General features: G+C 65.1%; 17 protein-coding genes. 1 reads left to right on the forward strand and 16 read right to left on the reverse strand.

Translation table 11 applies throughout. The features are described from left to right. Positions 1-54: 54 nt before the first annotated feature. From MLGJGCBP_RS32790 to MLGJGCBP_RS32845, 12 genes are all read right to left on the reverse strand, one after another. The gene (locus MLGJGCBP_RS32790; RefSeq protein ID WP_160100883.1) at positions 55-1,521 is read right to left on the reverse strand and encodes a carboxyltransferase; all 1,467 of its coding nucleotides are present in this window, start codon (positions 1,519-1,521) and stop codon (positions 55-57) included. After that, positions 1,518-2,882, reverse strand: coding sequence for an acetyl-CoA carboxylase biotin carboxylase subunit (locus MLGJGCBP_RS32795; RefSeq protein ID WP_087560935.1), 1,365 nt, complete (start codon positions 2,880-2,882; stop codon positions 1,518-1,520). The genes MLGJGCBP_RS32790 and MLGJGCBP_RS32795 overlap by 4 nt, the downstream gene beginning before the upstream one ends. Before the next feature lie 3 nt (positions 2,883-2,885). Next, positions 2,886-3,422 carry an acetyl-CoA carboxylase biotin carboxyl carrier protein gene (gene accB, locus MLGJGCBP_RS32800; RefSeq protein WP_160100885.1) on the reverse strand — a complete coding sequence of 179 codons (537 nt, stop codon included), beginning with the start codon at positions 3,420-3,422 and terminating at the stop codon, positions 2,886-2,888. A gap of 73 nt (positions 3,423-3,495) precedes the next feature. After that, positions 3,496-3,987: a flavin reductase family protein gene (locus MLGJGCBP_RS32805; protein ID WP_087560933.1), complete on the reverse strand. Its 492-nt coding sequence runs from the start codon at positions 3,985-3,987 to the stop codon at positions 3,496-3,498. 96 nt (positions 3,988-4,083) lie between these two features. After that, complete coding sequence (locus MLGJGCBP_RS32810; RefSeq protein WP_087560999.1) at positions 4,084-5,019, reverse strand: cyclase family protein; 936 nt, start codon at positions 5,017-5,019, stop codon at positions 4,084-4,086. 108 nt (positions 5,020-5,127) lie between these two features. Further along, positions 5,128-6,093, reverse strand: a complete 966-nt coding sequence (locus MLGJGCBP_RS32815; protein WP_160100887.1) for an SDR family NAD(P)-dependent oxidoreductase — start codon at positions 6,091-6,093, stop codon at positions 5,128-5,130. Next, positions 6,086-6,487: a nuclear transport factor 2 family protein gene (locus MLGJGCBP_RS32820; protein ID WP_087560931.1), complete on the reverse strand. Its 402-nt coding sequence runs from the start codon at positions 6,485-6,487 to the stop codon at positions 6,086-6,088. The genes MLGJGCBP_RS32815 and MLGJGCBP_RS32820 overlap by 8 nt, the downstream gene beginning before the upstream one ends. Before the next feature lie 43 nt (positions 6,488-6,530). Next, a complete protein-coding gene (locus MLGJGCBP_RS32825) occupies positions 6,531-7,586 on the reverse strand; it encodes an LLM class flavin-dependent oxidoreductase (protein ID WP_160100889.1) in 1,056 nt (351 codons plus the stop codon). Positions 7,587-7,798: 212 nt separating this feature from the next. After that, on the reverse strand, positions 7,799-10,474 hold the full coding sequence (locus tag MLGJGCBP_RS32830; protein WP_160100891.1) for a helix-turn-helix transcriptional regulator: 2,676 nt from the start codon (positions 10,472-10,474) through the stop codon (positions 7,799-7,801). 43 nt (positions 10,475-10,517) lie between these two features. Beyond that, the gene (locus MLGJGCBP_RS32835; protein WP_160100893.1) at positions 10,518-10,979 is read right to left on the reverse strand and encodes a flavodoxin domain-containing protein; all 462 of its coding nucleotides are present in this window, start codon (positions 10,977-10,979) and stop codon (positions 10,518-10,520) included. Then, positions 10,976-12,331: an FAD-dependent oxidoreductase gene (locus MLGJGCBP_RS32840; protein WP_160100895.1), complete on the reverse strand. Its 1,356-nt coding sequence runs from the start codon at positions 12,329-12,331 to the stop codon at positions 10,976-10,978. The genes MLGJGCBP_RS32835 and MLGJGCBP_RS32840 overlap by 4 nt, the downstream gene beginning before the upstream one ends. Beyond that, positions 12,328-13,539, reverse strand: a complete 1,212-nt coding sequence (locus tag MLGJGCBP_RS32845) for a cytochrome P450 (protein WP_087560926.1) — start codon at positions 13,537-13,539, stop codon at positions 12,328-12,330. The genes MLGJGCBP_RS32840 and MLGJGCBP_RS32845 overlap by 4 nt, the downstream gene beginning before the upstream one ends. A gap of 291 nt (positions 13,540-13,830) precedes the next feature. Here MLGJGCBP_RS32845 and MLGJGCBP_RS32850 point away from each other — a divergent pair, with 291 nt between their 5' ends. Further along, on the forward strand, positions 13,831-14,577 hold the full coding sequence (locus MLGJGCBP_RS32850) for an SDR family oxidoreductase (protein WP_087560925.1): 747 nt from the start codon (positions 13,831-13,833) through the stop codon (positions 14,575-14,577). A 141-nt stretch (positions 14,578-14,718) separates the two neighbouring features. Here MLGJGCBP_RS32850 and MLGJGCBP_RS32855 read toward each other — a convergent pair whose 3' ends face one another. The 4 genes from MLGJGCBP_RS32855 to MLGJGCBP_RS32870 all read right to left on the reverse strand — a co-directional run bounded on the left by MLGJGCBP_RS32855 (position 14,719) and on the right by MLGJGCBP_RS32870 (position 18,839). Continuing rightward, positions 14,719-15,639 (reverse strand): acyl-CoA dehydrogenase family protein, encoded by a 921-nt coding sequence (locus tag MLGJGCBP_RS32855; RefSeq protein WP_160100897.1) that lies wholly within the window; start codon positions 15,637-15,639, stop codon positions 14,719-14,721. Beyond that, positions 15,636-16,775, reverse strand: a complete 1,140-nt coding sequence (locus tag MLGJGCBP_RS32860) for an acyl-CoA dehydrogenase family protein (RefSeq protein WP_160100899.1) — start codon at positions 16,773-16,775, stop codon at positions 15,636-15,638. The genes MLGJGCBP_RS32855 and MLGJGCBP_RS32860 overlap by 4 nt, the downstream gene beginning before the upstream one ends. 68 nt (positions 16,776-16,843) lie before the next feature. Continuing rightward, on the reverse strand, positions 16,844-18,310 hold the full coding sequence (locus MLGJGCBP_RS32865; RefSeq protein WP_087560922.1) for a carboxyltransferase: 1,467 nt from the start codon (positions 18,308-18,310) through the stop codon (positions 16,844-16,846). Positions 18,311-18,353: 43 nt separating this feature from the next. Next, positions 18,354-18,839 carry an acetyl-CoA carboxylase biotin carboxyl carrier protein gene (locus MLGJGCBP_RS32870; RefSeq protein ID WP_160100901.1) on the reverse strand — a complete coding sequence of 162 codons (486 nt, stop codon included), beginning with the start codon at positions 18,837-18,839 and terminating at the stop codon, positions 18,354-18,356. Between the last annotated feature and the right edge of the window lie 171 nt (positions 18,840-19,010).

Here is a 19,010-nt window from a genome sequence, read left to right on the forward strand (position 1 = left end):
GAAGCCCCCGAGCGATTGCTCGGGGGCTTCGTCGTCGGTCCGATGTGTTGCTTCTCAGTGATTCTTGCAGGCGTCGACCGACCAACCGGGCTGAGCGATCGACAACGACGTGACATCGCTTGCACCGCGGGCGATGTCCTGGATGGTGCGGACGATCTCGTTCTCGCTCCGCCGCGGGTCGGTCCGGATCGGACCTGCGGCGAGCATCGCGTCGACTTCCTCGTCGGACGTCATGAAACGCATCAGCAACTCTTCGTCGCTGATACCCGGCGTGAACTTCGACCGGATCTCGCCGAGGCTGGGCTGCGGACGGACCCAGCCCTGGAACTCTTTGGCTCTCGACGAGTCGAGAATCTTGTCCATCACTGCCGGATCGACGTTGCGGATCAGTGGTCCGTAGTGACCCATCGCGTATCGGATGACCTCGTCCGGGATCAGCTTGTAGCGCTCCCCCGTCACCACGTTCAGGACTGCTTGGATGCCGACGAACTGGCTGAACGGGGTGGCCATGATCGGAGATGCGAGTTCCTGACGCACCCGGGGAATCTCCTCGAGCACGGCGGGGAACCTGTCGGCCATACCGTGCTGTTGCAGCTGACTGATCAGCGTTCCGGTCATACCACCAGGCAATTGGTGGTCGTAGATCCTCGGGTCGTATTCGGCCGGCACCGACGGCTCGAAGCCGGCATCACGCGCGGCCCACTCGAAGTTGGTCGCCACGGGTCCGAACGTCGACTTGTCGAGGCCGTGCGTGTGTCCCATCGACTCGACGATCGTGGTCATCGCCTCCGTCGATGGCAGCGACGGTCCGTTGGCCATCGGCCGGGATGCCGTGTGGAGGATCGTGAACCCTGCCTTGATGCCCTCGATGTAGTTCAGCGGTGCGAGACCGGTGGTGTTGTGGCAGTGCAACTCCAGGGGAATCGTGCCGGTGGCGGCGCGGATCGCCGGCAGCAGCGTCGCAGCCCGTTCGGGCTCGAGCACGCCGGCGGCGTCCTCGATGTAGATGCTCTGCACGCCTTCCCACGACGCCATTTCCTTGGCTCGCTGGGCGAAGAACTCGTCGTCGTGCGCGCCGGTCAGCCCGTACATGACGGCCGGAACGGCGACACCTCCGTTGTCGTGGATCACCTTCGCGAGCCGATACATGGTCGGCATGTCGTAGAGGCAGTCGTAGATCCAGAAGCTCGTCACGCCGTGCTTGATCAGCGTCTGGATCCACAGATCGATGATCGAATCGGGCGTGTGGTTGAATCCGATGACGCTGATGGTGCGCATGCCGCAGCGGACCACATTGTTCTTCAGTCCCTGGGTGAGAAAATCCGTTGCAGCCCAGGGGTCGTCCTTGAAGGTGCGCAGCAGCACCGTGAACATGCCGGGTCCGGTCAGATCCACCACGCGGTAGCCTGCGCGGTCGAGGTGTTCCAGGGCGTCCGCTGCGTGATGCGGGCGCATCTTCAAGCCCCACAGGCTCTGCTGTCCGTCTCGCAGTGTCTGGTCGACGAACTCGATCGTTGTCATGAGATCTGCTCCTCCCAGGTCGGCAGGAACTCGTTCTCCAGCCATTTGGTGGTGACGGGACTGTGTTGGAATGCCTTGTCCGCCATGAGGGCGGAGTGCAGCGCCACGGTGGTGGGTACTCCCTCGACGCGGAGCTTCCCGAGGGCGCGCCCCATCAAGTCGATCGCGTCCTCTCGGCTGTCCGCGTGGACGATCAGCTTTGCAATCATGGAGTCGTAGAACGGTGGAATCGTGGCACCGGAGAATGCATAGGTGTCGACGCGGATACCCTTGCCCTGCGGCGCGACCCAATGGTCGATACGCCCGGGACAGGGCAGGAAGTTGTTCCGTGCGTCCTCGGCGTTGATCCGGCACTCGATGGCGTGTCCGACGAGTGTCACATCGTCCTGACCGAAGGACAGCGGAAGGCCTCGAGCGACGCGGAGCTGCTCGCGAACGATGTCGACGCCGGTCACCATCTCGGTGACCGGGTGCTCGACCTGCACACGCGCGTTGACCTCGAGGAACACGAAGTCGTTGCGTTCGGTGTCGACGAGGAACTCCACGGTCCCTGCCCCGACGTATCCGAGGCCTTTTGCGAGATCCACGGCGGCATTGCGTACGCGCTCGAGCAGGTCCTGCGGAAGCCCGACGGCGGGGGCCTCCTCGACGAGCTTCTGGTAGCGACGCTGCGTGGAACAGTCTCGTTCGCCGAGGTGACAGACGTTGCCGTGAGTGTCGGCCATGATCTGCACCTCGACGTGGCGGGCGAACTCCACGTACCGTTCCAGGTAGATGGTGCCGTCGCCGAAAGCGCGCTCGGCCTCGTTGCTCGACCGCGAGAAGTGCTTTTGCACGTCGTCCCGGCTCCGGATCACCGTCATGCCGCGGCCACCGCCGCCGGCGGACGCCTTGAGCAGAAGTGGATAGTCGTTCAGTTCGTCGGCTGCAGCGAGGGCATCCTCGACGGTCAGCAGACCGGCGGTTCCCGATCCGGTGGGAATACCCAGTTCGTTCGCGGTATGTCGCGCGGTGAGCTTGTCACCCGATCTGCGCATGACCTCGGCCGGCGGGCCGATGAACGTCACGCCGCTCTCGGCGCACGCCTCGACGAGATCGGTTCGCTCCGAGAGGAAGCCGTACCCGGGGTGGATGGCATCGCAGTCCGCGGCGAGTGCCGCCGCGACGATGCGATCGACGGAAAGGTAGCTGTCGGACGCCGAACTCGGGCCGATGACCACGATCCGGTCGGCGAGCTGTGCGGCCAGAGAGTCCCGGTCGCAATCGGAGACCGCGAGAACGCTCTCGATCCCCTCGTCGAAGCATGCACGGACAATGCGTACCGCGATTTCGCCGCGGTTGGCGATCAGTACTCGGCGCACGACTCATGCACCCCGGGGAGCGATAGTGAACAGCGGGGTTCCGAACTCGACCTGAGTGGCGTTGTCCTGGTGAATCGCGACGATGGTGCCGGCAACCTCGGCGGTCACGTTGTTCATCAGTTTCATGACCTCGACGATGCACAGGGTATCGCCGGCGTTCACCTCGGAACCGATCTCGACGAACGGCGGCTGTCCTGGTTGCGGGGCCTTCCAGAAGACGCCGACGCTCGGGGCCGTCACCACGTGGCCGTCGACGTCCGGCGCGTTCGGCGTCGGTGCGGCCGCGGGTTGAGCAGGCACCGCGACCGGTGCGGGTGCCGGTTCGGGCGCAGGAGCAGAAGCCGGTACGGCGACCGGCACCGATACGGGTGCGGCTGCCCTGGCACCGTTGGCCGGTGCTGCTGCCGCTGCCGGCAACAGATCGGTGCCGTTGCGTCCGAGGGCGATGCGAACGTCCCCGACCGTCACCACTGCCTGATCCCACTCGGATCCTTGCAGTGCGAGGACGATCTCTCTGATCTCCTGATGAGTCAGGCTCATGTGTTTCTCCTGGTAACTATCCCGACCGACGGGAATGGGTGTTCGAAGTCGTGTACTTGTTTCGGCGATCGCGTCAGTTGAGGGCTGTCGCAAAGGCCCCGTAGGCGCCCTTGCAGAACACCAGGGGCGACACGTCCGGCGCAGCCTCGATGGCCTCGACCTTGCCGAGCACGATCATGTGATCGCCCGCCTCGTACTCGCGCCACAAGGTGCAGTCGATCCAGGCGACAGCCCCTCCGAGCCCTGGACCGCTCGCGCGCATCTCCCAATCGATTCCCTCGAAACGGTCGATCCCCTTGCGCGAGAAGTTGCGCGTGAGGTCTGCGTGATCTTCTGCAAGAACGTTGATGCAGAACTTGCCTACCGTCCGGATCGGCGGCCACGTGCTCGACGTGTGCGCGACGCTGAAGCCGACGAGTGCGGGGTCGAGCGAGATCGAAGTGAAGGAGTTGCAGGCCATACCGACGGGCGCTCCGTCAACGGTCGACGTCACCACCACGACACCGGTCGGAAGGTGACCGAGCACGCGCCGGAACTCGGCTGCGTCGATGATCGGCTGGTTCATGTGTTGGCCCCTTCGTGACGTGCAGTAGAGCTGCTATTCAAACGATTGGTTGGTAGATTCACTGTATGTGATTCCGACCTCACCCGTCAATGGGGGTCACGCGATCGCGACCGCGTTCGCCGGAGAGCTCACCGCTCCCTCCAAAGGCAGAGGTGCCGCGGTGAACAAGAAGTCCCAGCGTCCGCGTTCTGCGCAGTGGGATGCCAGGTCGTCGAAGTCCAGCAGTTCGGCCAGGACGAAACCGAGCGCGGGGATCAGTCGGCGATGCAGAGACCCGTCCTCACGATTGCCGGGCGCGCTTTCCACGGCCGGATTGTCGGTGCACACCGCCGCGAATCCGGAATCCCACAAGAATCGCGCCATCGGTTCGGCTGCGGACAGCCCGGAGAATCGGTCGCCGGCGGTCGACATGTCTCGCCCCGCCGCCTTGCGTGCGCGGTACTCCGCGGCCCAGCCGGTGCGCACACACAAGATGTCGCCCGCCTCGAACGTCACTCCCTGCGCCTGCGCAACCGCTTCGAGATCCGTCACCTGCAGGGTCGAGCCGGCGAACGAATCCCACTCGGTACCGGTCCGCTCGAAATGACCGGCAACGTCGAGCAGAACACCCCGGCCCACGATCCCGCGGCGCGACCAATGGTGCACGCTGAGCGCGCTCCATGCCTCACCGTCGTCGGTGATCCCGCTGAAGTATCCGTGCTCACGGGCACGGACATGCCCCAGGCCGTCCCACTGCGACGCCGACTGCGGATTGAACGAATCGATATTGTCCTCGAAGGTGTTCCGCCCGGCCTCGAAGACCTGGTGCTTCACGCTCGGGCGGTCGAACAATGGCGGCTCGAACGTCGACAACGGGAGGGACAGGCCGAACGTCCGCCCTGTCGACACCGACCGCGCACCGCGGGTCACGGACTCCTCGTCGAGCCGGTCGAGCGTTCCGAACTCCGCCGGCAACACCCCCCAGCTGTGCCGGACGCCGAGCGTTCCCAGTTCGGGAAGTTCGTCATAACGTGGTTCTTGCCGATCAGTCATTTCTGCGTTCATTTCTCTCGTGTCGAACCGTGACCGCGGAAACCAGAATCGGCCCGCCCGGACCGCAGAGCGGGCAGGACGGGCCGACGTGGGTGCAGTCGAGGATTTTCAGTGAACCTGTGCTGCGAACAGGGGTGGGATGACCGCCAGTTCGTCGCCGGTCGACTTCGGGTCGATGTAGTCGCCGAGCTCGCGGATCGTGTCGACGTTGTCGCGAAGATCTTCGGGCGTGTGGTTCGGATCGAACCAGCCCTCCCCCACGACGAACGCGACCCGCGCGACCTTTCCCGACGAGGTACTGAAGATCTCACCGTTCACCGTCGTCGACTCGTGTGCGAGCCACAGCACGGTGGGCGAGACCACCTCGGACGGCCCCATCGGGATCTTTCCGCTGCGGAGTTCTTCCTGCCAGTCCGCGGACTCCTGCTCCGCACCACTGAAGAACGCATCCCGGTTCATCCGCGTGATGGCCATCGGCGCAATGGCATTGACGCGGATTCCGAGCTCTTCACCCTCGAGCGCGAGGCTCTTGGTCAGGCCTGCGACCGCCAGCTTCGCGGTACCGTAGTGGCTCAGCTGCGGACACCCCGCGAATCCTGCATTCGACGTGGTGTTGACGATGACGCCCTTGCCCTGAGCACGGAACACGGGCCATGCGGCTCGGGACACGAAGTAGGCGCCGTCGACCGTGACCGACTGCATCCGATGCCACTGGTCGTCGGTGAGATCTCCGAACAATCCGTAGGAGATGATGCCGGCGTTGTTGACCAGGATGTCCACCCGTCCGAACGCCTCGGTCGCCGTGGCGATTACGGCGGCGGCACCTTCGGCGTCCGCGACACTGTGCGTGTCGGCGACCGCCGTTCCTCCGGCAGCGACGATCTCGTCGACGACCGTCTGCGCAACGCTGACATCGGTGCCGTCTCCGCCCGATTCGACACCGAGGTCGTTGATCACGACGCTAGCTCCGCGAGCAGCGAATTGCAGCGCGTGGTCGCGACCGAGGCCGCGACCGGCCCCGGTGACGACGACGACCTGACCGTCGAAGCGCATCTCCGTACGGCTGTCAGCCATAGTCGTGGTACTCCGTGATGACTCCGTTGTCGACCGTGAACCGGGTGCACAGATCGAGGCGCACCGTTTCACCGGTCTGGGCCCAGCCCGGCACGTCCGCGATCGCGGTTGCCACCCACGACTGCTCGACGAGGACGGTGTTGTCGTCCACGACGTGCAGTGCGCGACGGTTCTCGAAGTGCTTGTTCGGGAACGCTCCGGCGAAGGATGCGAGTAGATCGGCGAACGCCTGGGCGCTGTCGAGCTTGACGCCGCGGTTGTGGTGCTCGACCTCGAGGTCAGGGGCGCTGACTTCGAGGATGGCGGCGACGTCGCCGCTGTTGTAGGCCTCGATGAACTTCTCGACGACGGCAACCGCCGGCGACGTTCGGGCACTCGATGTCTGTGTGGTCATCGTGGACCTCCTCTCGTTTCGGATCTTCGATGTGGTCGTGCCGTCAGCCCAGCTTGGGAGCGACTTCTTCGGTGAGCAGCTGGAGCGAGTAGTTCCACGGCTTGACATCGTCGAGGTAGTCGTGGCCGTAGACGAGCGTGGTGCCCCAGCCGCCGGTCGCCTCGCAGACGGAGTTGAGCTTCTCGGCGACCGTGTCGGGCGAACCGACGATCCAGACCTTTTCGACGATGTCGTCGATGGTGACGTCGGCCATGTCCATGTCGGGGAGCATCGCCTGGAGCAGGCCGAACTGCTTGTACACGGGGACGAGGTATTCCATCCACGCCTTGCCGATGCCACCTTCGACGGCCAGCTTGCGGGCCTCGGCGTCGGTGTCGGCGACGATGATGTCACGCACGACGCGGAAGTTGTCGCGGTCGACCGTGATACCGGCCTCGTTGGCCGCCTTCTCGTAGGTGTTCCAGTGATTGGCGATGGCTGCTTCGCCGGCGTACACCGAGAGCGCGTTGTACCCGTTGCGGCCCGCGAACGACAGGGACGGCGAATTGGGGGACAATCCGGCGAGTCCGATCTCGACCTTGCCGCCGTACGGAGCGGTGCTCCGGTATTCGTGGTGCTCGTCGTTCTCCGGGTAGCCGGCGCTGTAGAACTCGCCGTCGAACTGGAACGGCTTGCTCTCCCAGACCTTGTTCATGATCTCGAGCGCCTCGGTGGTGCGCTTGTGGTTGGTCGACATGTCCTTGTAGCCGCGAAGCTTCGCGTCACTGGGGTAACCGCCCGAACCGATGCCGAGGATGTAGCGACCCTCGGTCACGTGCGTCATCCAGGCGACCTGAGTCGCCAGGGTGGCCGGGTTGTGGTACGGCAGCAGGTGCGCTCCGGGACACAGCTTGATGTCCTGCGTCTGGCGGGCCGACGCCGCGATGACGAGTTCGGGGCTGGTGATCGACTCCCACGACATGGTGGCGTGTTCACCGATCCAGTACTCGGTGAATCCGAGGCGGTCGCACTCGATGGCCTGGTCGACCGCAAAGTCGAAGACCTGTCGAGGGGTGCGCTCCGGGCGCATGAACGGGGTCTGGAACATCGCAAACTTCACGGGGTTTACCTTTCAGCGAATGGTCACGCTCTGTGTGTGATGGCCACCATACCACCAACCGGTCGTTAGACAAGGGGTCGGCGAAAATTTCTCGAATCGGTTGGTCGTCGGCAGCCGCGGTGTGAAAACGATTGGAGAGCAACGCGATAGAGGTCCACCGCGCAATGAAGCCACGACCCCGCACGGGAGCCGCAAAAATCCCCGGGCAGGAGTCAGTCGGTCTCTGTGTACTCCGAGACCACTCCCGGGAGTTCGTGCCGACCGTGAATGCCCAGCTTCACGTAGACGCCCTGGAGCCGGTTCTCGACGGTGCGGACCGATATGGACAGTTGGGTGGCGATGGCCTTGTTGGATCGACCGGACGCCGCGAGTAGTGCGGTTTCCTTCTCCGCCACAGTGAGTTTCGAGCTCCAGTCGGCACTGCTCAGCGACAGCGTGACCGGATTCTCACACTTTCCGGCCAGGACGTTGGCGCGCAGACGGCACGCGGTGGCGCGTCGTCGATCGCCGCGATTCTGCCAGATGGGCGCAGCATCCGCCGCCGCTTCCGCGGCGAGCAGTGTTGCACCCATCCGTTCGAAGCGCTCGCTCACCTCGCCCAGTTCTTCCGGGTCGACGGCGTCGAGAGCGTGGATGTGTGCCACCCGCGCCGACACGAGGTCGCCCTCGATGGCCCGTGACAGCGAAGTGCACAACTCCCGGGCACGACGCGGGGCGCCGGTGCGAGCGAGGCTGTGAGCCGCCGCGATCGCGCCGACCAGATCACCGATCCTGCACCCCTCGGCGACCGCCCGCTCGAAGTCGGCGTGCGCTCGACGAAGGTCACCGGACAAGGCGTTCACCCAGCCGGACGAGTGAATGGGATCGACCCCCATGAACCAGGTCGAGGGCAGACCGGAACTGTCCAGATCCGTCAGGTATTTCCTTCCCTCCTCCGGAGCCCCCGCCATGGCCTGCGCCATGGCCAGGTAGTAATCGCAGAACTGGGCGAACTGGGGACGTCCCAGTTGCCGGTAGATCGAGATCGCGGTCAACAGCAACCGGATTGCACGATGCGGGTTACCGCAGTCGGCCACCGTTTTTGCGCGTTGCCAGCAGAACAGCGCCTGCGCTTCGATGGCCTGTTGGTCCACGGCCGCCCGGTATTCGATTCGCCCGATCTCCTCGGCTCTGTCGAACCGCCCGGAGTGGGCATGTGCTTCCGCCTCGTAGAAGCGATGCATGCACGGGTACCAGTCCATCGGCTCGTCCAGCTCGAGCTGGACACGATGGCCGAGGGCAGCGGCGTCGAGTGCGTCGGCGATGCGTCCGGTGCGTGCGAGGCTGTACGCCCCGGGCATACATGCCCACACCAGGGCGGACCCGGTCGCTTCCGGTAACAGGCTCTCGGTGAGAGCAACTGCGCCGGCGGGGCCTTCCTTGCCGAGGATCAGCGCCGCACGGCGTGCGGCGATGTCGTTGACGTACGGGGTACCGGCCAGAGAACGCTCGGCCTCGTACGCAACGTCGAGCCCCTCCTCTACGGTGCCTGCGTAGATCGCACGGTGGTCCAACCTGGCGACCGCGACGCGGAACACCTCGTCCACAGTGCCCGCGGCGTCGGCGAGCGCCGACAGCAGGCGCGCCGATTCCCGCGTGTTGCCGCGGAGTCCCGCGAGTTGGGCACGGAGTATCCGGGCGTCGAAGTTCGCTTCCACGCTCAACACCGCCGACACCATGCGTTCGGCGAGCCCGAAGTCGTAGTGCCACCGCGCGATCTGCGCCGCCGCCAGCATCGTCCGCGGGTCCCCGCCACCACCGAGCAGACGCCATTCCGCGATTCGCATGAGTCGCTGGTCGGTCTGCGGGCCGCCGTGCTCGAGGGTGTCCGCCAGCCGACGCACCAGCTCCCGCGACCGCAGTAGCGGCAGGCTGCCGCGGAGCACCTCGCTATAGAGCGGGTGCGCCGTGCGCAACTGGAGGTCGGTGCCGCCCACCTCTGTGACCACCAGACCCTTCTGCTCGAGCTGATGTGCGCACTCCATGGTGCTCAGCCGTTCGATCTCGGGCAGGGCGAGCGGTTCCCCGAACGCCAGATATGCCAGCAAAGTGTGCTCGTCCGGGGTGAGGACACCGATGCGGCTGGTCACCAGCTCCACCAGCCGATCCGTTGCCTCGAACTCCCCCTGCAGCCGCCAGATGCCGTTGTCCTCGCGCAAGGTGCCGCGTTCGTACAGGCTGATCACCAGCTCGCGCAAGAACAGCATGTTGCCCTGCACCTTGCCCGTGAGGTACGCCATGGTGGCGTCGTCCACCGGGCCGCCGAGTGCGCGTCTGATCATCTCCTGGATGTGGCCGGTTTCCAGTCCCTCGACGTCGAGGCGGTCCACGAGTTCGTTCTTCCAGAGGCCCACCACGTGTTCGGGGGAGGTTTCCTTGGTGCGGTAGGTGGCCAGGATGGTCACCCGGTCGGTATCTGCCAGCTGGTAGAGCAACGTCGCGGACATGTCGTCCACCAAGTGGATGTCGTCGACGAGCAACACGAGCCGCGCCGGCAGGTACTGCTCGACCAGCGTGTTGGCACACCGGCTGAGCAGGTCGGCCCGGTCGTTGACCGCGCCACTCTTTCCCGCCCACGCCGAGGTGGGCAGGATCGGCGCGAACACCCCCAAGGGGATGCCCGAACTCGCAGTCGTGGCGCTGATGCGCACCGTCTGCACACCCTCCCGGACCAGCACGTCGAGTACCTCACCGGCAAGACGGCTCTTGCCCACGCCGGCCGGACCCGCAAGCAGCACACTGCGCTTCGCTCGAATACGAGCGCACACGTCCTCGACCTCCGCCGTCCGACCGATCAACGGCCACGGGTCGGTGATGGAACGGGGTGCACTCTTCGACGTCGTTGTCATTAAACCCACCCTTCGGGTGGACACAGCCTACTGTCGGTTCCGGTTACGACGCCACGGGTGCCGGCAACGCCGCGAGGACCTCTCGTACCCACTCCTCCGCAATCTCCTCCGGGTCGTCACCACTGGACGCATCGTGCCGGGCGGTCTCACCGACCTGCTCCGCACCCAGCGTGGTCAGGAGCGTGGCTGCGGTCTCACCCGCCTGGTTGAAGGTGGTGTAGTAACTGTCGCCGAGACCGAATACGGCGAAGCGAACACCGGTAAGGTCCGGCTTCGATTCGGTCAGCGCCTCGAAGAAGTCCGCCCCACCGCCGGCGAAGTCACCTTCACCGTGGGTCGCGGTCACGAGGACGACGAGGTCCGCTCCTCCAGTCAGTGCATCCGGCGTCGTGTCCGCGAGGTCGTGAACCTCGGAGTCGACGGTTCCCTCGAGTACCTGGGAGATCGCCGTCGCGCATGCCTCGGCGTTTCCCGTCTCGGTCCCGTACAGGATCAGTGCGTTCATTTCTCCTCCTTGTGTCCGACGGCGTCGGCTGTCGGGTTTTCAGCGTGTGTCGGCGTCATACGTTCGTCCGCGAAAGTTCTGGCGAGGTCGAGCATCGTGACGAAGTCGGACACTTTCGTGCGGCATCGGCCGTGTTCTGTGCGCGACGCTTCGACCGCGTCGATCCGCCGCCACCCGTCGAAATCGACGGTATCGGGGTGCAGGTCGGCCCCGAGCGCAGAAAGACCTTTCTTGGCCGGGATGATCGTGCCCCTCTCCACGTCCTCGACGATCCGGGCACACACCATCTTCGCGTCCAGGCGATTGGCCGGGATACCGCCGGTCGGTCCGCGGCGGAACCATCCGGAGCAGTACAAGCCGGAGTCCAGCAGGCCGCTGTCGAGGTCGGACACATCGGACTCGAGACGAGTTCTGTCGACCTCGTGGCGCAGTCCGTGCCCGAACCCGACGGCGGTCACGATGCTGTCGGTCTCGATTACTCTTTCCGTCTGCTGCGACTCGGTGTCCACGAGCCGCAGCAGGCGGCCGGCCGGGGTGGACTCGATGGATTCCGGCGTCCACCCGAAGTGGAAGCTCACGTGGACTCGTGGCGACGGTGGCGCAGTCCGCCCGGTCAAATCGAGTAGTGCCTCGATCTTTGCCCGAACCTTCTTGTCTTCGTGCCCGAACTCGTCGACCGCGTCGACATCGAAGACGGCGTCGTCGATGTCCGCGAGCTCACGGATCATCACGCTGTCGAACTTGGCGGCGGACGCCGCCGACCGTCCGACCACGTGGATGCGGGAGGGCTGTTTCTCGACCCGCCGCGGATCCAGATCGCTGCCGGCGAACGAATCACGGTGTTTGGCCAGGAGCCGGAGAACATCCACCGCCACGTTGCCGTTGCCGACGATCGTCGTCGTCTCTCCGAAATGTGGTGCGAAGAAGAGCTCGTCCGGGTGCGAGTTGAACCATCTCATGATCTGCCCGGCCCCGTAGACGCCGTCGCCGTCGACGCCGGGAAGGGGACGATCCGCACCGAGCCCAGCCGCGACGACCACGACGTCGAACGCATCCTGGAGCTGCTCGATCGAAAGATGCTTCCCCACTTCGACGTTGCCGACGAATTGCACGCCGCCGTCGGTGAACAGTCGGTCGAATTGCCGAGCGACCGCCTTGGTTCCCTGGTGGTCCGGAGAGACGCCGTACCGCAACAGTCCGTAGGGGACCGGGAGTCGTTCGAAGACGACGATCTGCGCCGCCGCCCATCGCTTGCGCAGCATCTGCGCGGTGTAACAGCCGGCCGGGCCGCTGCCCACAATGGCGATGGACGGTTCGAGCTCGCCGATCGCCCGGGATCGGAGTTCACTCATGCCAGTCGCTTACCTTCGGGAAAGACGATCGGCACGTGCAGCATGCCGGCGACCTGGCCCATCAGCCACTCGCATTCCTTGTTCGGGTCGAGCGAGAACTCCGGGATACGCTTCAGGAATTCTCCGATCGCCACCCGCGCCTCGACGCGGATCAGGTGCGCGCCCAGGCAACGGTGGATTCCATGCCCCAGCGACAGGTGCCGATTCGGCTCACGCTCGATCACGATGTTGTCGGGGGAGTCGAACATCGAACGATCTCGGTTGGCGACGGCGAACCAGAGCATGGCCGTCTGGCCCGGCTTCATCGTGACGTCGCCGACGGTGACCTCTTCGGTGACGAGGCGGCCGACCATCGCGGGAGCGTAGAAGCGCAGAAGCTCGTCGACTGCGCCCGGGATCTGTTCGGGATGGGCAATGAGACGGCGACGCAGCTCGATGTCCCACGCCAGGCGCCAGAAGACCGAGCTCAGGAAGCGTGCGGTGTTGTCGATGCCGCCGAGGAGCAGGATTGTGAAGAAGCCGATCAGGTCGTCTTCGGAGAGGCTTTCACCGTCAACCTTGGACATGATGACACGCGACATGATGTCGTTACCCGGGTTCTCGCGGCGCTCGGCGATCAGATCGCGGGCATGCTGCACCAGCTCGCCGAAGATCGCGGCGCCTTCCTCCGGGTTTTCCACGTGCGTGATGGCCCAGACCCACCGGCGGTAGGTGTCGCCGTCCTCGGGCGGAAGGCCGAGGAGAATGGCCGTCAACCGCGCAGGGATCTCGTCGGCAAGCCAGGTGGCTGCGTCGCCTTCACCGCTTTCGATGCGCTCATCGATCAGGTCGTTGGTGGTCTGACGCAACTGCTCGGTGAAGAGGTCGGTCGCCTCCGGGGAGAACGGCTTCGCCACGAGCTTGCGGTACTTCTTGTGGACGGGGTCGTCCTGTCCCGCCAGCATCAGCTCGAATTCACCGGTTTCGTAGCGCGGAAACGTGACGCCCTTGTTGGAGAAGGCCTTGGTGTTCTGAATGACGGCCTGGGCTTCCTTGTATCCGGCAACCACCCAGTGCCCGCCGTAGGCCTCGCTCCAGGCGATGGGGGTGCTCTCGGCTTCATCGCGCAACGCCTCGAAGAAGGCGTGCGGGGTGCCGTCCGGACCCAACGGCGTGTGGTAGTGGTCGGCGTTCGTGAACAGACTCGTCGAAGCGACTGTCGCAGTCATCGGTGCAATGTCTCCTGCCTATTGGACGGGTCACGATGTCGCCGAGCCGGCGGACGTCGCGGCGCTGTTGTCAGCAGGCGTGGCGGGTGTCCCCCACCGCTGCCTTCACTCCACTGTGATGGGCATCACCGCACAAATGCAGAGTAGTGACTACCCGACTTTCCCCACCGGCTCTACCCTTGCGGTCTTTGCCGTAGTGACCGAAGTTGTGTGGTGCATGCCACACGTCTCCCGGAAGGCCGGGCGTGGCAGCCGTCATCGCATTTCCTCGAACCAAGGAGCAAGATTTCTATGACCGGCAGACTCGAAGGCAAAGTCGCTCTTGTCAGCGGCGCAGCTCAGGGCATGGGAGCCGCCCACGCTCGTGCAGTGGTCCGCGAAGGCGGACAGGTCGTCATCGGCGACATCCTGGACGACCTCGGCAAGCTGCTCGCGGACGAACTCGGCGAGAACGCAGCCTTCGTCCACCTCGACGTCACCAGCGAGGACGACTGGGCGAATGCCGTCGCGACCGCGGTCAGCACGTTCGGGAAACTCAATGTGCTGGTCAACAACGCCGGCATCGTCAACTTCGGGTTCCTCGAGAACTACTCGGTGGAACAGTGGAACACCATCCTCAACGTCAACCTCACCGGGTCGTTCATCGGTATCAAGGCGGCCCGCGACGAACTCGTCCGGTCGGCCCCGGCCTCGATCATCAACATCTCGTCCACAGCAGGTCTCACCGGTAGCGCGGGCCAGCACGGTTACGCGGCGTCCAAGTTCGCGTTGCGTGGTCTGACCAAGTCTGTTGCCGCCGAACTCGGTGGAAAGAACGTGCGTGCCAACTCGGTGCACCCGGGCACGGTCAAGACGCCCTTGACCGAGGGAATGGATCTGTCCTCGCTCGCCGCCCCGATCCGGCGGATCGGCGAGGCCGACGAGGTCGCGAACCTGATCGTCTACTTGGCCTCGGACGAGTCGTCGTACTCGACCGGCGCGGAGTTCGTCGTCGACGGCGGACTCGTGAACTGCGCGGGCGCAGTCGTCGACGAGTAGGCGGGGCAGCACACGGCACAGCCACACAGCACGACGTCCGGACGGTCGACCGTCCGGACGTCGTGCTGTCCGTCGTTGCCGGACTGCGTGCATGCCGAAGTCGCCGCCGGGCAATTCCCGGCGGCGACGCGTGGTGCAGTCTCAGGAGTGGTTGCGCTCCAGACGGTCGATGATCCGGCGGACACTCAGCATCTTACGGAGCGGAAAGTGCAGTCCGACTTCCCATGTGAATCCGAGACCGCCGTGGACGTGTACCGCGATCTCCGCCGCATCGATGCACCGGTCTACCGCGAAGAGCGCCCCACGGAACGCGTTGGCCTCCTGCTGCGATCCCCAGATCAGCGCGGTGTCGGCAGCTTCCACGTCGACAGTCGCGGTGGCCAGGTTGTGCTTGACCGCCTGGAAGGACCCCACAGGTCGGCCGAACTGCTCGCGTTCGTTCACGAACGAGAGTGAGTCGGCGAGCAGGCGTTCCGCTCCCCCGAGCACTTCGGCCGCGAGAACGAGGGCCACCTCACGGGCCGCCTCCGCGGTGAACCTCGTGGCGGTGGGTGCGTGAATACCACGCCCGACCAGGTCCAGGCCGTCGACCTCACCGGCGGGTGCCCCGGTCACTTCACCCTCGATGTCACCCAGTGCCGTGGCCACGACGATGCCGTCGACTGCGCCGAACGGGACGAGCGCCCCGTCCCCCAGCGGCAGCGCGAAGGTGACCGGCCCATCGACCTCCCGCGCGGCGGCGGACAATCGCTTGGCCAGCAGGCTGGGCAGCAGGGGCTGCGGGATGCTTCCATACCCCCAGGCCTTCGCAATGGCGACCAGATCCCGTGTGCTCGCACAGGTGTCGTCCTCGACAATTCCCGCAAGGTCCCATCCCGCATCGGCGATCGCCGACCACGAGATGGGCGGCTCGGGTTCCTCCACATACGTGGCGATGGGGGCGTGAGAGGTGGCTCGTTTGACGAGGTCTCCGATTCCCTCGGCACCCATCAGTCCGTACTCGTTCGGAAGGGTCGTCATCGCGTACCCGGACGAGGGGTTCTTCTGTTCGACGGTGGTCACTTCGGAAGTCCTAACACTCGTTCCGCGAGGATGTTTCGTTGGATCTCACTGGATCCGCCGTAGATGGTCACGGCGCGCGATTCCAGGTACTGGTAGGACCAATGCTTCTGCTGAACCACCGGCGCATGCGCGACACCGAGCCGGGTCACGTCCTGCCACAGCTCGCTCCACATCAGCTTGAGCACGGCGCCCGCCCGTGCCAGAGCACGCTCGTCGCCGGCAGATTCCAGATCGGCGACCTTCATCAACTGCCAGTGGACCAATTCCGTGCGGATGTCCAGATCCCTGAGCCTGGAGGCGTATTCGGGATCGTCGCCCAACACGTCGAGGAGCGCGTTGACGTCGGATCGGATTTCGACGTAGCGCGCGGCGGTCTCGATGCCGCCACGCTCGTCACCGAGCACGCGCATCGCGACCTTCCAGCCCTCCCCGTCGTCGCCGACCCGGTCGGAATCGGGAACGAAGACGTTCTCGAACCGGGTCTCGGCGAAGTGCACCGCCCCGGAAATCTGCCTGATGTCGCTGATCGAGACGCCGGGCTGTTCCATGTCGACGAGGAACATGGACAGGTTGCGGTAGCGACCGGCGTCAGGCTGCGTCTGAGCGAGAACGAAGCAGCGGCGTGCATGCTGGGCGAACGAGGTCCACGTCTTGCTGCCGTTGAGGAGGTAACCGCCGTCGACCCGACGGGCCCTGGCCTGGATGTTCGCGAGATCCGAACCGGCCTGCGGCTCGGAGAAGCCCTGGCACCACACCTCCTGCCCGTTCATGATCGACGGTATGTACCGAGCCCGCTGCTGTTCGGTGCCGAGCGCAATGAGCATCGGCGTGACCAGGGACTTTCCGACACGTGCGAGCCCGTCCGGCGCCTGCGCCTTGCCCGCGAGAACGTGGAAGACGATCTCCTCGGCCAGCCCGAGGCCCCGGCCGCCGTACTCCGACGGGATGGACAGTCCGGAGTAACCGCCCTCCCACAGGGTGAAGTCCCACTGCCGGCGGAATTCGTCCATCTCGTGACTCGTCAGCGTGCCCCGGCTCTCCTTCCACCGGGCGGGCACCGCGGTACTCAGAAATTCCTCGGCCGCCGACGCGAACCGGTCGATGTCACGGACGGGGTCGAGTGTACTTGTCGTCATGTTTCCAACCATCTGATCTGCACGTTCGGACGTGGGTGTCGTGTGAATCGAATCCCTTGCAGCCGAAGTCATGTCGTCTTCCCGGCGGCACGCACGCTGAAATTCGGAGTCGAGACGGCGAACGAAGTGCTCGCAGCCGGAGTCTCGATGAGATCGACCAGGGACTCGACGATGTTGTTGCTGCTACGCCGACGATCGACCCGCAGCGGGCCCTTCGCGAGCATGGCGTCCACTTCTTCGTCGGACATCATGAATCGGATCAGCAGTTCCTCATCGGAGATGTCCGGCGCGAAACGGGCGCGGATCTCCTTCAACGACGGGTCGGGGCGCTCCCACGACTGCAACTGCTTGGTCCGCGGGTTGGACATGATCTTGTCCAGCACCTCGGGATCGATCGGGGAGGGCACCGGACCGTAGTGCCCCAGGACGTAATGAATGACCTCGTCGGACACCATGGAATAGGGCTTGCCGGTGACGATGTTGAGCACCGCCTGGACACCGACGAACTGGGAGAAGGGCGTGGCCATGATGGGGGAACCCAGTTGGACCCGCACCTGGGGAATCGCCTCCAGAACCTCCGGGAAGCGGTGGCCCATGCCGTGTCGCTCGAGCTGGTTGATCAGCGTGCCGGTCATGCCCCCGGGCAGTTGGTGCTCGTACATCCTGGGGTCGTACTCGGCGGGCACACCGGTGGCGCGGCCGGCCTCTCGTGCGACCTGCTCGAAGTGCTCGGCGACCGGCCCGAATGTCGAGGTGTCGAGGGAGTGCTTGCGGCCGAGATGCTCGACGATCGTGGCCATCGCTTCGGTGGACGGCAGCGACGGCCCGTTGGCCATCGGGCGCGAAGCAGTGTGCATCCGCGTGAAACCGCTCTCGATGCCGACGATGTAGTTGTGCTGGGCCATGTTCGTGGTGTTGTGGCAGTGCAACTCGAGGGGCATGTCACCGGTCGCCTGCCGAATGGCCGGGAGGAGCGTACGCGCACGTTCGGGCTTCAGGATTCCGGCAGCGTCCTCGACGTAGATGGACTCGACACCCTCCCACGACGCCATCTGGCGCGCGCGCTCGGCGAAGTAGGCGTCGTCGTGTACGTCGGTCAGCCCGTACATGATCGCCGGGACGGGTTGCCCGCCGGCGTCACGCACAACGTCGACCATGTGCTTCATCAGGTCCATGTCGTACAGGCAGTCGTAGAGCCAGAAGCTGGTGGATCCGTGCTTGATCAGCGTCTGGATCCACAGGTCCATGATTGCCTGCGGCGTCGGCGCGAAGCCGACGCAGCTCAGGGTACGGAGTCCCGAGCGGATTTCGTTGCCTTTCAGCCCTGCCACGAGGAAGTCCAGGGTCGCCCAGGGGTCGTCGCCGTATTCACGGAGCAGGACGGTGAACATGCCCGCGCCCGTGAGGTCGATGGTGCGGTAGCCGGCATCCTTCAGGTACGGCAGTGCGCCGGCGGCCTCGTAGGCACGCAACCGCATCCCCCAGAGGCTCTGCTGCCCATCTCGAAGGCTCTGCTCGACGAATTCGATGTTCACGTGGTTTCCTTGCCCTTCTTCGTTGGCGGTGGTGCGCTGCCTGCTACGACGCGATCGTGATCAGCGGGGTTCCGTACTCGACCGTGTCGCCGTCATCGGCGACAGCGGCCACCACGCCGTCGGCCTGCGCTTCGACGGGCATCGTCAGCGTCAGCACCGCGACGCTGCCGAGCACGTCGCCGGCCACCACCCGCCGGCCGACCTCGATCGAAGGGGAATCCGACTGGGACGCGTGCCGGAACACTCCGACGCTCGGGGAGGTGACGACATGTTCCGAACCGTCCACCGGGGGGACCACACCGGTAGGCGCAGCATCGGGAACCGGCACCGGGCGCTCCGGCGCGACTGCCGCGGGCACGGCGGGTGCCGGCTCGGCGTCCGATACGGGCGCTGCGGTCGGCGCCGCGAGTGCAGCACCACGTCGTGCCACAGCGATGTGGACATCGCCCACCACGACCTCCGCCTGATCGAACCCGGCATTCTGCAGGGCCGTCAAGATCAGCTTGATATCGGCCGAAGAGATATCCACAACACTCCCTCGTTTCTAACAACCGGTTGGTAAAAACAGATTAAGCGTGTTCCGCATCACGTGCAAGTGCCAACTTGACATGGAGACGTCACACACCCCGGTCCCGAGCGCCCGGACCGTCTCGCACAGAGCCGAATTGCTTCGGAGGGTGTGCCGACTCACCGCACCTCG

The sequence above is a fragment of the Rhodococcus sp. T7 genome (assembly GCF_009872365.1).
Classification (GTDB): domain Bacteria; phylum Actinomycetota; class Actinomycetes; order Mycobacteriales; family Mycobacteriaceae; genus Rhodococcus_F.

Excerpts from the sequence above, each read along its gene's own strand:
- MLGJGCBP_RS32790 (WP_160100883.1), bottom strand. The coding sequence starts at position 1,521 with ATGACAACGATCGAGTTCGTCGACCAGACACTGCGAGACGGACAGCAG.
- accB (WP_160100885.1), bottom strand. The coding sequence starts at position 3,422 with ATGAGCCTGACTCATCAGGAGATCAGAGAGATCGTCCTCGCACTGCAA.
- MLGJGCBP_RS32805 (WP_087560933.1), bottom strand. The coding sequence starts at position 3,987 with ATGAACCAGCCGATCATCGACGCAGCCGAGTTCCGGCGCGTGCTCGGT.
- MLGJGCBP_RS32810 (WP_087560999.1), bottom strand. The coding sequence starts at position 5,019 with ATGACTGATCGGCAAGAACCACGTTATGACGAACTTCCCGAACTGGGA.
- MLGJGCBP_RS32815 (WP_160100887.1), bottom strand. The coding sequence starts at position 6,093 with ATGGCTGACAGCCGTACGGAGATGCGCTTCGACGGTCAGGTCGTCGTC.
- MLGJGCBP_RS32820 (WP_087560931.1), bottom strand. The coding sequence starts at position 6,487 with ATGACCACACAGACATCGAGTGCCCGAACGTCGCCGGCGGTTGCCGTC.
- MLGJGCBP_RS32830 (WP_160100891.1), bottom strand. The coding sequence starts at position 10,474 with ATGACAACGACGTCGAAGAGTGCACCCCGTTCCATCACCGACCCGTGG.
- MLGJGCBP_RS32835 (WP_160100893.1), bottom strand. The coding sequence starts at position 10,979 with ATGAACGCACTGATCCTGTACGGGACCGAGACGGGAAACGCCGAGGCA.
- MLGJGCBP_RS32840 (WP_160100895.1), bottom strand. The coding sequence starts at position 12,331 with ATGAGTGAACTCCGATCCCGGGCGATCGGCGAGCTCGAACCGTCCATC.
- MLGJGCBP_RS32845 (WP_087560926.1), bottom strand. The coding sequence starts at position 13,539 with ATGACTGCGACAGTCGCTTCGACGAGTCTGTTCACGAACGCCGACCAC.
- MLGJGCBP_RS32850 (WP_087560925.1), top strand. The coding sequence starts at position 13,831 with ATGACCGGCAGACTCGAAGGCAAAGTCGCTCTTGTCAGCGGCGCAGCT.
- MLGJGCBP_RS32860 (WP_160100899.1), bottom strand. The coding sequence starts at position 16,775 with ATGACGACAAGTACACTCGACCCCGTCCGTGACATCGACCGGTTCGCG.